We start from the raw sequence: 13,825 nt of genomic DNA on the forward strand, positions 1-13,825 counted from the left end.
CTCGTGCTCGATCGGCGGTGCTTCGTAATATACCATCGAATATAGCGATGGTAATAAAAGGGCACGACGCGCCGGCCGCGTGCCGTCTACTGCGCGCACGCCTCGCGCAGGGCGTATCCTACGACTTCGGCGCGCCGGCCCGGCTCGCAACGCCTGACGTTTCCAATCGCGAAAAATCGCTCACAAGGAGAATTTGAATGGCCAGGGTTGAAGTCAAGGTTCCGCAGCTTTCCGAATCCGTCACCGAAGCGACGATGTTGCCGTGGAAGAAGAAAGCGGGCGACGCCGTGGCGCAAGACGAAATCCTCGTCGAACTGGAAACGGACAAGGTCGTGCTCGAAGTGCCCGCGCCCGCCGCCGGCACGCTCGCGGAAGTGGTGAAGAATCAAGGCGACATCGTTCACGCGGACGAACTGCTCGCGGTCATCGATACGGAAGCGAAGGTGTCCGCCGCCGCGCCCGCTCCCGCTCCGACGCCCGCGCCTGCGCCGTCACCAACGCCCGCACCCGCTGCCGCTTCTGGCCAGAAGGCCGACTTCGATGTCATCGTCATCGGCTCCGGTCCCGGCGGCTATATCGCCGCGATCCGCGCCGCGCAACTGGGCCGCAAAGTCGCGTGCGTCGAGGAATGGATCAACCACGCCGGCAAGCCGAAGCTCGGCGGCACGTGCCTGAACGTCGGCTGCATTCCGTCGAAGGCGCTGCTGGCGTCGAGCGAGCAATTCGAAAAGGCGCAACTGCATTTCGACGAACTCGGCATCAAGATGGACAACCTTTCCGTCGATGTCGAAAAAATGGTCGGGCGCAAGGAAGCGATCGTCGAGAAGATCACGGGCGGCGTCGAATTCCTGTTCCGCAAGAACAAGATCACGTGGCTCAAAGGTCACGGCAAGCTCGCGGGCAAGGACGGCGACAGTTTCAAGATCGACGTGAGCGGCGACGGCAAGAGCGAGACGCACACGGCGCAGCACGTGATCATCGCGACGGGTTCGAAGGCGCGGCATCTGCCGAACGTGCCGGTGGACAACAAGATCGTCTCCGACAACGAAGGCGCGCTCGCCTTCACCTCCGTGCCGAAGAAGCTCGCCGTGATCGGCGCGGGCGTGATCGGCCTCGAACTCGGCTCCGTGTGGCGCAGGCTCGGCGCGGAAGTGACGATTCTCGAAGCGCTGCCCGAATTCCTCGGCACGACCGATGCCGCGCTCCAGAAGGAAGCCGCGAAGCTCTTCAAGAAGCAAGGGCTGACGATTCACCTCGGCGTGAAAATCGACGGCGTGCAGACGACGGATTCGAGCGTATCCATCTCGTACAAGGACAAGGACGGCAATGCCCAGACGCTGGAGGCGGATCGCCTGATCGTGTCGATCGGCCGCGTGCCGAACACGGACGATCTCGGTCTCGATTCCATCGGCCTTTCAGCCGATGAGCGCGGCTTCATTCCCGTCGACGGCCATTGCGCGACGAAAGTCCCGAACGTCTACGCGATCGGCGATGTCGTGCGCGGCCCGATGCTCGCGCACAAAGCCGAAGACGAAGGCGTGCTGGTGGCGGAGATCATCGACGGGCAGAAGCCGCACATCGACTACAACTGCATTCCGTGGGTGATCTACACGCATCCGGAAATCGCGTGGGTCGGGCAGACGGAGCAGGCGCTGAAGGCCGAAGGCCGCGCGATCAAGGCCGGCCAGTTCCCGATGCTCGCGAACGGCCGGGCGATGGGCATCGGCGAGACGGACGGCTTCATCAAGATCATCGCCGATGCGGCAACCGACGAGATTCTCGGCGTGCACATCATCTCGGCAAACGCCTCGGATCTGATTGCCGAAGCGGTCGTGGCGATGGAATTCAAGGCCGCGAGCGAGGATATCGGGCGCATTTGCCATCCGCATCCGTCGTTGTCGGAAGTGATGCGCGAGGCCGCGCTCGCGGTGGACAAGCGCGCGTTGAATATCTAGCACCTACTCTTCATCCGGCGGAAGGTATTGCTCGGCGTAACGCGCGATCACGTGACCGAAGGATGGAAGTCTCCCATCGGAGTCGGGACGCCTGAAAGCGTCCCGAATCAATTTCAATTCTTCGTCGCTCGCCGTGGAAAGAAACTCGGCATCTAGCGTGCGGCCGAGCGCTTCAGCTCTGGCCGCTTGCAACGATGGAATGTCGAGCGACAAAAGCCTCCTCATATATGCGGCGCAGTCGTCGGAGACGTTGGCCGACGCGATGGCACCGAGGCCGGTGTAAATGAAACGGCTTTCGCAAGAGCCATCTTGCGGATCGATAATTCTCGCCTCGTCGAAGTCGTTCTTTTTTGCGTGGCCGCAGTGCAGAGGCAAGCCTGGTTTTGCTTCCCGTAGGCAAGAGGCGTGCAGATTTTTAAAGGTTAATTGGAGCGCTTCGAATGGATGTTGCGGACGAAAGTGCTCGATATGACTATCGTCAAGCCCCACTGATCGACCGCAGTAGCAACAGACCCAACCCTGCTCCTTGAGTAAAGCTTCGTGAACCGCCTGCTTCTCAGGATTTCGTAGTTGTGAGTAGTTGGGCTGCCAAAACTCGTCACCTTCAGTCTTCCACTTTTCGAACGATTCCGGCGATTCACCTTTCACAACGTGCTTCATCGGCCAACCACCTCCTTCCGCTTGATCAATGCCTCCGCACCCACTAGTTCCGGGATCCCGGGTGCCACTTCTTTCAGGTTCGTCAGACGGTTTCGCGCATCGGAAAGTTCATTGTGCTCGATCGCTTTGAACAAATCAGAGAGCGCCTTTTCGACTTCTGCGGGCCGAGGTTCCGCGTCCATGATTTGCTCCAGCACCCGGCTGGAATCGAGGCCATAGCTGACCTGTGGGCGCTCGGGGCCTTCCCGATGAAGCACAATGATCTCCTGAGGATGTAGTTCGCTGAGAATCTGTGGCGAATGGCTTGCAGCGATGAACTGCACGCGCGGGAACGCGGCGGGCAGCCCTCTCACCAACGAACGCTGCCATTTTGGATGAAGGTGAATGTCCAACTCATCGATAAGTACGACGCCCGGAGTTTCCTGCGTGACGCTCTGGCCCAGTTGCGGATTGAGCAAGCACATGCGCCGTGCAATGTCTGCCACCAGTGCGGTCGCGACACGCTGTCCATCACTGAGATTCTGGAACGCTGTCGGCGGTCGGCCGTCGCTCCACTCCATCATCAAACTCTTCTGAACGAAGTCGTATCTGAGCCCGTTAGCATCGTCGATGACTGTCTTGAGCGCGGCGTTTACAAATGCCAACTCGTCATCCTCGACGGCATCCCATCCCGCGATGCGGTCAGTCGCCAACTGCATGCGTTCCAGGCTCTTGGAAATTACCCATGCCTGCAGCGCGGCCGAATCCGCAGAGGCGTCCCACCAGTTTGAATACCCCGCCACGCGCGACTCTCGATTGGTCGCCGCAGCCATTTCGTTAGGTTCAACGGCCGGCCATTTTCGGTATACAGGATAGAAGGCGATGATCGGAAGAACGTTTGGCAGTAGAGGCACAGTATTCGGAGAGACGGCGGCATTCAACATGTCTCGAAGGACAATGCCCGGATTTTCCGGTGATGCCTGCGCAGGAGTTGCCGAGCTGCCTCTTTCGACACTCCAAGTTCGGGGTAGTCCATTAACCTGGCCCGCTGCGATGAGCCTTATCGGATACTGCGGTTCGAACCTGTATCTGTTACCCCATACTTCCACGCTCATCCGAGCCGTATCCCGCTCGCTAAGGCTCTCCCAGAATCCGTTTTGAATCGACAAGAAGTACGTGCTCAGCGCCAGCACGTCGCGTATGGCCTTCAACAGGGACGTCTTCCCGCTACCGTTCACGCCTGCAATAACGTTGAAGCGCGGCTCGAACGAAACGCTGAAGCGCTCGTAGCATCGATAATTTTGCAGTTCAATTGACGTCAATCGCATCTCAAAGCTCCGAAGGAGTTCGTCGGCCTGTCTGATCCTTGTAGAACCCCTCTTTGATTCTACACGCGCCTCGGCATCCACACGCGCAGCAGCGAGTAAAGCCGGTCGACGTCGATCGGCTTCGCCAGATAATCGCTCGCGCCCGCCGCGAGACACTGCTCCTGATCGTCCTTCATCGCCTTCGCGGTAATCGCGATGATCGGCAGCTTCCGGAAGCGCGCGTCCTCGCGGATGCGCCGCGTCGCTTCGAGGCCGTCCATGCCGGGCATCATCACGTCCATCAAGACGATGTCGACGTCAGCATGCCGGTCGAGCGCTTCGATCGCCTCGAAACCGTTGCGGCCGATATCCACCTTCAGCCCCTGATGCTCCAGCGCGCTCGATAGCGAGAAGATGTTGCGGATGTCGTCATCGACGAGCAGCACGCGGCGGCCGTCGAGCACGCGATCGCGCGAGCGCGAGACGTGCAGCATCGCCTGCCGATCCGCCGACAAATCCGTTTCGACTTTGTGCAGGAACAGCGTCACTTCGTCGAGCAGACGCTCCGGCGAGCGCGCGCCCTTGATGATGATCGACTGCGAATAGCGCATGAGCTCCGCTTCCTCGTCGTGCGTGAGCGTGCGGCCCGTGTAGACGATCACCGGCGGGAACGAATACGCGTCGATGCCGGACATCTGCCGCAGCAGGTCGCCGCCCTGCATGTCGGGCAGCTTCAGGTCGATGATCATGCAGTCGAAGATCGTCGTCTTCAGCAGTTCGAACGCGTCGCGGCCGAACTCGACCGGCGTGATTTCCACGTCCGTATCGCTGATCAGTTCGACGATGCTCTGGCGCTGCCGCGCGTCGTCCTCGACGAGCAGCACGCGCTTGATTTTCTGGCTGCTCTTTTCTTCGAGCCGCAGGAAGATCGCCGTGAGTTGTTCGCGCGTGGTCGGCTTCACCGCGTAGCCGATCGCGCCGAGATGCAGCGCGGCCTCGCTTCTGTCCGACGCCGACACGACGTGCACCGGAACGTGCCGCGTCTTCGGATTCGCCTTCAGCTCCTGCAACAGCACGAGCCCGGAGCGATCCGGCAAGCCGATGTCGAGCAGGATCGCATTCGGCGCGCGGTCCTGCGCGAGCCTGAGCGCCTCGCTCGCCGTCCCGCTCACGATGCAGCGATAGCCCAGTTCGTGCGCGAGATCGAGCAGCACTTGCGCGAAGACCGGTTCGTCCTCGACGACGAGCACGAGGCGGCCGGGCGTGGCGTCGGCGCGATCGTCGTCGATGACGTGGATCACTTCGATCGGACGTTCGACGACCGGCGCACGTTCTTCGATGGCGACGGACGGCGGCGCCTGCTCGGCATCGCCCGGCGACGCGGCCGCGCCGTAGACGACGGGCATCGTCAGCGTGAACGTGCTGCCGGTGCCCTGCGCGCTGCGCACCGCGATATCGCCGCCGAGCAGATGCGCGAGGCTGCGCGAAATCGACAGGCCGAGACCGGTGCCGCCGTAGTGACGGCTCGTGGTGCCGTCGGCTTGCTGGAACGCTTCGAAGATCGCGTCGAGCTGGTCCGGCGCGATGCCGATGCCCGTATCGGTCACGACGAACTGCACGGCGCCCTCGCCCGCGCGTTTGAGCGTGAGCGACACCGCGCCCGCGTCCGTGAACTTCACCGCGTTCGCCATCAGGTTCCGCAGGATTTGTTCGAGACGGCGGAAATCGGTCGTGAGCGTCGGATAGTCGTCGATTTCGTTGCGCAGTTCGAGCCTGAGCTTCTTCTGGCGCGCGAGCGGCTCGAACGTGCGCGAAAGCGTTTCCATGATCCGCTGCAACGGCACGTCTTCGACGTGCAGATCGAGCTTGCCCGCCTCGACCTTCGAGAGATCGAGAATATCGTTGATGAGATTGAGCAGATCGTTGCCCGCGGAATAGATCGTCTGCGCGTACTTGATCTGATCGTTCGTGAGATTGCCGGCCTTGTTCTCGGAGAGCAGCTTCGCGAGAATCAGCGAACTGTTGAGCGGCGTGCGCAGTTCGTGCGACATGTTCGCGAGAAACTCGGACTTGTAGCGGCTCGCGCGCTGCAGCGCTTCGGCGCGCATTTCGAGTTCGCCCTGCGCGGCGTTGAGCGCGACGTTGCGTTCGTCGAGCACGCGCGCCTGTTCCGCGAGCTGATCGTTGGTCTGCTCCAGTTCCGACTTCTGATTCGCGAGATAGGCCTGCGCCTGCGAGAGCGCCGTCGTCTGCTGTTCGAGTTCCTCGTTGGTCGTGCGCAGTTCTTCCTGCTGCATCTGCAGTTCTTCGTTCAGTTGCTGCGTTTCTTCGAGCACATGCTGCAGACGCTCGCGATACTGCGCCGCCTCCACGTAATCGCCGATATTTCCCGCGATCGTCTTCAGAAACTGCCGGTCGCGCTCGGTCAGCGCGTGCATCGCGCCGAGTTCGATCGCGCCGTTCGCCTGGCCTTCGTTTTCGACCGGCACGATGACGAGACTCGCGGGCACGCTCGCGCCGAGCGCCGACGTCACCTTCCAGTAACCGGCGGGCACCTCGTTCATGCTCGTCAGCTTGCGCGCGTGCACCGCCTGCCCGACGAGGCTTTTCACGCCCGCGAGCGATTCCGGCACCGGCGCGCCGTCGGGATCGAAGCCGAAGCATGCGGTGCGCTTCAACGCGCCGTCGGCTTCGCGCACGTAGAACGCGCCGATCGACACCTTCAGGTAGTCCGCGAGGAAATCGAGAATCGTCCGGCAAAGCTGATCGAGCGATTGCTGGCCGATCACCTTTTCCGCGAGCTGCGTCTGCCCTTCGTTCAGCCACGCCTGCTCCTGCAGCGCGCGCGTCTGACGTTCCTGCTCGCCGATCGCGGCGCCGAACGCGCTGGAAAGCTGCATCAGTTCGCGCCTGCCGAAGATCGCGAGAATCACGGACAGCATCAGGCTCAGAAACAGAAAGACGGCGACGGTGATGGTCGTCAGTTGCTTCGCGGATTCCACGCGCTGCAGCCGCAAGGTCTGCTCGATGTTGAGAAACGCGGCGAGTTCGCGCTCGGTTTCCGCGCGTTCGGCCGCGCCGCGCCCCGCGCGCACGAGCGCGACGGAATCCTGAGCGTGTCGGCGCGCGTCGATCAACGTGTCGGCGACCTTGTCCCATTGCGCCTGCAACGCGCGAATGCGAATCAGGCGATCGACTTGCGGCGTGTTGTCGGCGACGAGATCGGCGAGCGTGTCGATATCGGCGGCGAGCTTCGGCTTCGCGGTGTCGAAGGGCGCGAGGAAGGCTTCGTCGCCGGTGATCAGATAGCCGCGAAGCGCACTTTCCTTTTCGCTGACGAGCCGTCCGATTTCCTGCGCGTTGCCGATCACGCGTTCCGAATGCTCGACCCAGTTGATGCCCGAAAGGAGATACAGCACGAGCACGACGAACGCGACGGCCGTGACGAGGCCCGTTCCGAGCGGCAGTGCGATGTTGCGAAAGAGAATGCGACGAAAACTGGCCTCGTCGACACCGGACCGCGATGCCATAGACAGCTCCGAATTAGCGTGAAAGTCGCGCCGGGCTCGTGTCTGGAAGCAGCCCGCATAACGGCGACAATCCCGAAAGTTGTAGTTCTTGTTTCAGCCGCTGCGCATCATACCCGGTTCGGCTCCGCGCAGTGGCGGCCTCGGACATGCGCGCGAAGGGTGTAGCACTGTATCGCTTTTCGGCACGTTCGTTCAGATACTTTCATGTCGCTGAACGTTTGGACGGGCCGCCTTACAATGCATTCGCGACATTCGGCATGCGTGTCGCCGCGGCCACGAGAAACGCATCATCGGCCCGGGAAGTGATTGCTGGTTGCCTGTCGATCAACCAATCTTTGGAGAGGATATGAAAGCAACACTTGGCTGCAAACTCGCCGTCTCGTTGATGTTGGCCGCTTTCGGCGCGCTCACCGCGCCGCTCGCGAGCGCGCAGGACAACGCCGCGACGACCGCCACGGGCACGACGCAAGCCGCGCCGGCCACGAAGGCGGAGAAGAAGGCCGCACGCAAGCAGGCACGCGCGAAGAAGAACGCGGAGTTGAAGAAGCTGGAAGATGCAGGCTACAACCCAGCCAAGCGCGACGACGCGAGTTATCCGCAGGACATCCAGAACGCGCAGAAGAAAGCCGGCATCGGCGTGGGTGCAAGTCAGTAGAGCGCTTTTCGAAGCCGCTTCGGTCGTCATCGGCCGGGGCGGTGTCGTTCTCCTCCGCAGTTTCCTCCCTCCTCTCCCCCTCCTTCGAACTTCGCGCCTCCCGCGCGCGGCGTCATTTTTTTCCTGTTTGCTTTTATTAATTATAGATACATATAATAAAACCGCGTCGAACCCGGCGGGCCCCCGCTTCGCGTGAACACCGGCATGTCGCCGGCCCAGTGGCATTCACGGACGGCGCGAGCCGTCGACAACGAGGAGTTGTACATGTCGCAAGCAGAGCTTCACACTGGCCCGGCGTTTCCGCCGCGCGCCGGGCATTCGACGGCATCCGACCGTGGCGATGCGTGGAGCGGGAACGTGCCCGTCGAAGCGTTCATCGACGCTCACCGCTTCTCGCGCTTCCAATGGACGCTGATGGGCGTGTGCTTCCTGATCGTGTTGATCGATGGCATGGACACGGCGGCCATCGGCTATATCGCGCCGGCGCTCGTCAAAGGCTGGGGCATCACGAAAGGCGCGCTCGCGCCCGTCCTGAGCGCCGCGCTCTTCGGGCTCGCGGCCGGCGCGGTCGTCTCCGGCCCCGCGGCGGATCGGTTCGGGCGGCGCGCCGTGCTCATCGCCGCGACGGCGTTCTTCGGCGCAATGAGCCTCGCGACCGCGTTCAGCGGCTCGATCGAATCGCTCGTCGCGCTGCGGTTTCTGACGGGCATCGGCCTCGGCGCGGCGATTCCCAACGCCGTCACGCTCGTCTCCGAATACGCGCCCGCGAAGCGCCGCTCGATCATCGTCAATACGACGTATTGCGGCTTCACGGTCGGCGCGGCGCTCGGCGGATTCATCTCGTCGTGGCTGATACCTGCCTTCGGCTGGCATAGCCTCTTCGTCGTGGGCGGCGTGTTGCCGCTCGTGCTCGCGTGCTTCGTCGCGATGCTCGTGCCGGAATCCGTGCGCTATCTCGTCAAGCGCGGCGCTCCGAAGCACGCGATCTGGGCGCCGCTCTCGAAGATCGCGCCGCTCGATCTCGCGCGCATCGATTCGTTTCATCTGTCGGAGCACGCGCAGACGCAGGCGAAGTCGTCGGTCGGCGCGATCCTCTCGCGAAATTATGTAATCGGAACGCTGATGCTGTGGCTCGTGTATTTCATGGGCCTCGTGATCTTCTATCTGCTGATGAGCTGGATGCCGCTGCTCATGAACGAAGCCGGCTTCACGCCGGAGCGGGCCGCGCTGCTCACCGCGCTTTTTCCGCTCGGCGGCGGCATCGGCACGATCGCGTCGGGATGGCTGATGGATCGCTGGAACGCGAACGTCGTCGTGATGTGCGGATACCTGCTGACCGCCGTGTTCATCTTCGTGGTCGGTCAGGCGATCGGCAGCATCGGTCTCGTGAGCGCCGTGATCTTTCTCGCGGGCACGACGATGAACGGCGCGCAATCGTCGATGCCCTCGCTCGCCGCGATGTTCTACCCGACGCAAAGCCGCGCAACCGGCGTCTCGTGGATGTACGGCGTCGGGCGCTTCGGCGGCATCGCGGGCGTCGCGCTCGGCGGCCTCTTCGCGCAATGGAAGCTCGGCCTGCCCGCCGTGTTCGCGCTGCTCGCGGTGCCTTCGGTGATTGCGAGCGTCGCGCTTTTCGTGAAGCTCAAGGCGCATCCGGACACACGACGCGCCTGATTTTGCGCGGGCCGCGCGCACGACGCGCCGCCCGCTTCATTCATCGTCACGACAGGAAGCACACATGAATCAGGAACTGGAAACGCTGACCGGCACGCTGCACGGCCTGACCGCGGCGCTCAGCGTGGTCGCCGCGGCGTTGCCGCAACAGGCGTCGGCGGATGTGCGGGAGACGCTGCGCGAGATGATCGGCGAAACCGCGTCGTCGGACTTGCCCGGCGCGACGCTCGCGTCGATGCATTCGACCATCGCGCAGGTGATCGAGTCGATGGAGATCGGCCTGCGACGCTGATCTCGTTCAGGCGGCGCGCGCGGTGCGTGCCGTCTTCGGCTTCGCCTTCTTCGCGCTGGCCGCTTGCGCGCTCGCCTGCGCCTCCAGACCGCCGACGATGAAGTTCGTCAACTGTTCGAGCGTCTCGTTCGCGTCCCACGGATCGCACGCGCCTTTGGCAAGCACATCGAGTCGATGCGTGTCGGAGAACGCGTAGAGGTACGCGCCGATCATCATCGTGACGCGCCAGTAGAGATCTTTCGCGGGCAGGCCGGGCAGCGCGGCGCGCAGGGCCTGGACGTAGGCGTCGGTGGAATCGCCGTATGCGGTGCTGCGCAGGCTGTACGAGATTTCGGGCGGCTCCGTGTGCAGCCGCGCCTGCAGACGAATGAACGCGCGCCCGCCATCGGTCTTGCGCAGGGCGACGAGCGGCAGCAGAAACGCGCGCACGATATCGCGCACGTTCGCTTCTTTTCCGTCGGTCAGTTCGTGCAGCAGCGTCACGCGCTCTTCGGAGATGAGCGTCGCGCGGCGCAGGAACACCTGTTCGAAAAGCTGCTGCTTCGTGCCGAAGTAATACGTGATGAGCGCCTGCGTGACACCGCACGACGCGGCCACTTCCTTCAGCGACGTGCCCGCGTAGCCGCGTTGCGAGAAATCGACCTCGGCTGCATCGAGGATGTTTTCGCGCTGGTTGATGTTGCCCGTCGGGCGGCCGAGCCGCTTGCGCTTGCCCGACGCGCCATGTGCGCGGACGTGAGTGTTGTCGTCTGTCGTCATGCCTGAGCCGTGCTGCCGATGAAGTGAGAAGCCGCGTCCCGCTTGCGGCCGGATCGCTTCGTATTTTACGGGCGTTTCAGGCATGTTTCGGCGAATTCGTCCGATGCGCTCGTTTGAATGTTGACGGCCCGAGGTTCCTCGAAACCTGCGGGCCATCCGAGCGTCGGGCTAGTTGCAATATCCCTGCGATGCGAACGTGCCGCCGCCCGGCGCCGCGCCGCTGCACAGCGAATTCAGCAGCGATGCGATGTTGCCCGAGCCGTAACTGCCATAACTCGCGTTCGGATACTGCGTGTTCTGGCGGAACTGCGACGCGTAGTTATCCTTGGACGCGTTCGGGTCGGCGGAGCCCCACGAAGTCACGCCCACGATCGCCAGAGTCGACGAGTTGCCCACTGCCGCGCCGCCGGAGAGCGCGGCGTCGCGCGCCCGGAAGTTGACGATCCACGGGCCGCCGCTCGCACCGCCCGTGAGATTGCTCCCCTGCCAGAGTTGCGATGCGCCGCTGACGGTCGTCGTGTAGGTCGGGCCATCGGTGCGCTGCATGATCGCGCCGGCATCGAGCAAGGCGGGATAGCCGAAGGTCGTTACCGCCGCCGTCTGAAGGTTGCCGGTTTTCGACGACGATATGAAGGAATAGTTGTTATAGCCATAGTTCAGATAGCCGGTGATGTCGCCGATGAACTGATTCGACGCGTTCTTCGCAATCGCGATCACCGCGAGATCGTTGTTGCGCGCGGAACCCGATCCGGTATCGGTGCCGTTCGCCCATGCCGATGGCCGCACGAGTCCGGCCCACGTCCATCTGCCGTAAGGCGCGATCTGCGCCGCGGTGGCGCCGGAAGCGCCGTAGTGTCCGGGGATGAACTGCCAGCCCGAGTACAGCGAACTCCCGCTGCCGAACGCTTGCACGCAATGCGCCGCCGTGACGATCACGCTTCTGCGAACGAGGCTGGCGGTGCAATATCCTGCGGAGAATGTGAGTTTGCCGATCGCCCGGTACGGATACGTCGTGCTGAGAAAATTCGCGCTCGTGGTGCCGGACGCGCTCTGGTTGCCGTCCTGCACGCGGCCGGTCGTATAGGGAATGCCGAAATCGCCATACGCTCTCGTCTGCGCATTGCTCACGATGCCGCTCTGCGTGTTCACGCCCGCCGCATAAGGCTCGGGGCCCGTGTTCGGAACGATCGTCGATGTGTCCGGCGGCAGAAGCACATTGACGACAGGCTTGAGACTCGACAGATCGGCCATCGCGGCGCGCGATTCGGCCGGGTTCGTATTGACGATGACTTCATCGTCCGCATGTGCAATGTTCGCGCTCGCCAAAGAAAGTGCGACTACCGCCGTCGCCTCCACGCAGGCGACTTTTTTCGATCTTTTCATGACACCCTCCGGTTGATGGATACGATGTGTCGGATGAACATCGATCTTCTATTGCTTGGTATTCCTAAGTCTTATGAGTAATACCGCGCTGATCTGATTCATCGGATGCATTCGCGCGGGCATCGCTTCGAGTGCGATCGACGATGCCCCCGGTTCCGGCGCGCGCTTAACTTCGACGAATCCGGGCGCGCGCCGCGCAAACAATCAGGAAAGCGAAACAGTAATCAACTCTAGTTCAAATTTTGGCCGATTTGATCTCTTATCTTTGATCAGCGGATAGCGCTGGCACTCGCTCGATGTGTGACCGATTCGATCGGGTTTGCGGTTCATCGCACAGAGGGGTCTTGACGACATTCCTTCCATACAGATAGCCTACATATAGCTTTCGAACGAAGTCCGCGCGCCGTTTCTCCGATGTGCGATGCGGACGGTCGCAATGGCCGTCACTTCCGGCCATGACTTCAGCGAGCGAAGCCGCGCCGGGCGAACGCCTTCCGGCTATCTCGATCATCCGCAAACGTTCTCTGCGCGCTCCCGCACGGCGTTGCGCGACGCCGCCCTCGCCTCCGGTTAAGTACCGCACAGAACGCTGCGTGCAGCCTGTCATTCTTGCCCCACATCGCGTTTGACTCTCCAGGTGGACGCGTGGCGAAGAAACACTACAAGGGGCGCAAATGAGTAATCCTAAAAAATTCAAATTGAATACCGCGATCAAGCTCAGCGTGATTGTGATCGCGGCGGCCATGTCGAATTTCGCGTCGGCGCAGTCGACGGGAAATCCTTGCGGTCAAAATTCCGAGGAATGTGTGCCGATCGGCCCGGCCGCAGCGATGACGGTGGCCGCGATGGACTCGTCGACGAGCGTATCGCCGTCGACGGAACCGACGGTCGACACGGTATCGGCCGTCGTGCCCTTGCTCCAGGGCGGCCGCGGCGGCGATGGATCGGCCGGCGTGAGCTCGGGCGGCGGCAACTCGAGCGGCTCGGGTTCCGGGGCTGGTGCGGGCGCGGGCTCTGGCCAAGGTTCGGCCGGCAGCGGACCGGGCTCGACGGCCGGGGCTGGCGGCTCGAACTCGGGCGGCGGCAAGGGTAACGGATCGAGCGGCGGCGGCGACGGCAGCTCGGGCCCGGGTGGTGGCAATTCCGGCGGAGGGGATTCGGGCGGGGGCGATTCGGGCGGAGGGGATTCGGGCGGCAACACGGGCGGGGATGGTCACGGACACGGCCATGGCCATGGTCATGGCGATGGAAATGGCGACGGCCACGGCGATGGATGCGGTGATGGCGACGGCCACGGCGATGGCCACGGCGATGGCCACGGCGATGGACACGGCGACGGTCACGGCGACGGTCACGGCGACGGACATGGTCATGGTGACGGCGGTCAAGGTGGCATTGGTCACGGCGATGGCGGTCACGGTGACGGCGGTCACGGCGATGGTGGTCATGGCGATGGCGGTCACGGCGACGGCGGTCATGGCGACGGCGGGCACGGCGATGGTGGTCATGGCGATGGCGGTCACGGTGGCGTTGGCCACGGCGACGGCGGCCACGGCGACGGCGGTCACGGCGACGGCGGTCACGGCGACGGCGGGCACGGCGACGGCGGCCACGGCGACGGCGGCCACGGC

Annotated in this window: 12 protein-coding genes; 6 read left to right on the plus strand and 6 right to left on the minus strand. The window is 63.0% G+C overall.

Features of this window, described 5'->3' with window-relative positions; translation table 11 throughout:
• Positions 1-197: 197 nt before the first annotated feature.
• Complete coding sequence (gene lpdA, locus NOV72_RS14710) at positions 198-1,955, plus strand: dihydrolipoyl dehydrogenase (RefSeq protein WP_106855321.1); 1,758 nt, start codon at positions 198-200, stop codon at positions 1,953-1,955.
• A gap of 3 nt (positions 1,956-1,958) precedes the next feature.
• Here lpdA and NOV72_RS14715 read toward each other — a convergent pair whose 3' ends face one another.
• Genes NOV72_RS14715 through NOV72_RS14725 form a run of 3 tightly spaced genes read right to left on the minus strand, consistent with a single transcriptional unit; the run spans position 1,959 to position 7,431 of the window.
• The gene (locus NOV72_RS14715) at positions 1,959-2,615 is read right to left on the minus strand and encodes a retron system putative HNH endonuclease (protein ID WP_106855322.1); all 657 of its coding nucleotides are present in this window, start codon (positions 2,613-2,615) and stop codon (positions 1,959-1,961) included.
• The gene (locus NOV72_RS14720; RefSeq protein ID WP_146150006.1) at positions 2,612-3,922 is read right to left on the minus strand and encodes an AAA family ATPase; all 1,311 of its coding nucleotides are present in this window, start codon (positions 3,920-3,922) and stop codon (positions 2,612-2,614) included. The genes NOV72_RS14715 and NOV72_RS14720 overlap by 4 nt, the downstream gene beginning before the upstream one ends.
• A gap of 59 nt (positions 3,923-3,981) precedes the next feature.
• Positions 3,982-7,431, minus strand: a complete 3,450-nt coding sequence (locus NOV72_RS14725; RefSeq protein WP_106855324.1) for a response regulator — start codon at positions 7,429-7,431, stop codon at positions 3,982-3,984.
• 346 nt (positions 7,432-7,777) lie between these two features.
• Between NOV72_RS14725 and NOV72_RS14730 the strand changes: the two genes are divergently transcribed.
• From NOV72_RS14730 to NOV72_RS14740, 3 genes are all read left to right on the plus strand, one after another.
• Positions 7,778-8,086, plus strand: coding sequence for a DUF4148 domain-containing protein (locus NOV72_RS14730; RefSeq protein WP_106855325.1), 309 nt, complete (start codon positions 7,778-7,780; stop codon positions 8,084-8,086).
• A gap of 264 nt (positions 8,087-8,350) precedes the next feature.
• Positions 8,351-9,760, plus strand: a complete 1,410-nt coding sequence (locus NOV72_RS14735) for an MFS transporter (protein WP_106855352.1) — start codon at positions 8,351-8,353, stop codon at positions 9,758-9,760.
• Between the two features lie 64 nt (positions 9,761-9,824).
• Positions 9,825-10,052: a hypothetical protein gene (locus NOV72_RS14740; RefSeq protein WP_106855326.1), complete on the plus strand. Its 228-nt coding sequence runs from the start codon at positions 9,825-9,827 to the stop codon at positions 10,050-10,052.
• 6 nt (positions 10,053-10,058) lie between these two features.
• Here NOV72_RS14740 and NOV72_RS14745 read toward each other — a convergent pair whose 3' ends face one another.
• The gene (locus NOV72_RS14745; RefSeq protein WP_106855353.1) at positions 10,059-10,811 is read right to left on the minus strand and encodes a TetR/AcrR family transcriptional regulator; all 753 of its coding nucleotides are present in this window, start codon (positions 10,809-10,811) and stop codon (positions 10,059-10,061) included.
• A gap of 168 nt (positions 10,812-10,979) precedes the next feature.
• Positions 10,980-12,194, minus strand: a complete 1,215-nt coding sequence (locus NOV72_RS14750) for a trypsin-like serine peptidase (RefSeq protein WP_245933049.1) — start codon at positions 12,192-12,194, stop codon at positions 10,980-10,982.
• 436 nt (positions 12,195-12,630) lie between these two features.
• Here NOV72_RS14750 and NOV72_RS32305 point away from each other — a divergent pair, with 436 nt between their 5' ends.
• The gene (locus NOV72_RS32305; protein ID WP_181291047.1) at positions 12,631-12,768 is read left to right on the plus strand and encodes a hypothetical protein; all 138 of its coding nucleotides are present in this window, start codon (positions 12,631-12,633) and stop codon (positions 12,766-12,768) included.
• Between the two features lie 213 nt (positions 12,769-12,981).
• Here the strand turns inward: NOV72_RS32305 and NOV72_RS31985 are convergent, their stop codons facing one another.
• A complete protein-coding gene (locus tag NOV72_RS31985; protein WP_146150007.1) occupies positions 12,982-13,281 on the minus strand; it encodes a hypothetical protein in 300 nt (99 codons plus the stop codon).
• Positions 13,282-13,421: 140 nt separating this feature from the next.
• Here NOV72_RS31985 and NOV72_RS14760 point away from each other — a divergent pair.
• Positions 13,422-13,825 (plus strand): hypothetical protein (locus tag NOV72_RS14760; protein WP_181291049.1); only part of this gene is annotated, 404 nt, incomplete at its 3' end.

This window comes from Caballeronia novacaledonica (assembly GCF_900258035.1).
Classification (GTDB): Bacteria; Pseudomonadota; Gammaproteobacteria; order Burkholderiales; family Burkholderiaceae; genus Caballeronia; species Caballeronia novacaledonica.

Bases quoted from the DNA above. Each gene is read 5' to 3' on its own strand.
- lpdA (WP_106855321.1), top strand. From the start codon at position 198: ATGGCCAGGGTTGAAGTCAAGGTTCCGCAGCTTTCCGAATCCGTCACC.
- NOV72_RS14715 (WP_106855322.1), bottom strand. From the start codon at position 2,615: ATGAAGCACGTTGTGAAAGGTGAATCGCCGGAATCGTTCGAAAAGTGG.
- NOV72_RS14720 (WP_146150006.1), bottom strand. From the start codon at position 3,922: ATGCGATTGACGTCAATTGAACTGCAAAATTATCGATGCTACGAGCGC.
- NOV72_RS14725 (WP_106855324.1), bottom strand. From the start codon at position 7,431: ATGGCATCGCGGTCCGGTGTCGACGAGGCCAGTTTTCGTCGCATTCTC.
- NOV72_RS14730 (WP_106855325.1), top strand. From the start codon at position 7,778: ATGAAAGCAACACTTGGCTGCAAACTCGCCGTCTCGTTGATGTTGGCC.
- NOV72_RS14735 (WP_106855352.1), top strand. From the start codon at position 8,351: ATGTCGCAAGCAGAGCTTCACACTGGCCCGGCGTTTCCGCCGCGCGCC.
- NOV72_RS14740 (WP_106855326.1), top strand. From the start codon at position 9,825: ATGAATCAGGAACTGGAAACGCTGACCGGCACGCTGCACGGCCTGACC.
- NOV72_RS14745 (WP_106855353.1), bottom strand. From the start codon at position 10,811: ATGACGACAGACGACAACACTCACGTCCGCGCACATGGCGCGTCGGGC.
- NOV72_RS14750 (WP_245933049.1), bottom strand. From the start codon at position 12,194: ATGAAAAGATCGAAAAAAGTCGCCTGCGTGGAGGCGACGGCGGTAGTC.
- NOV72_RS32305 (WP_181291047.1), top strand. From the start codon at position 12,631: ATGGCCGTCACTTCCGGCCATGACTTCAGCGAGCGAAGCCGCGCCGGG.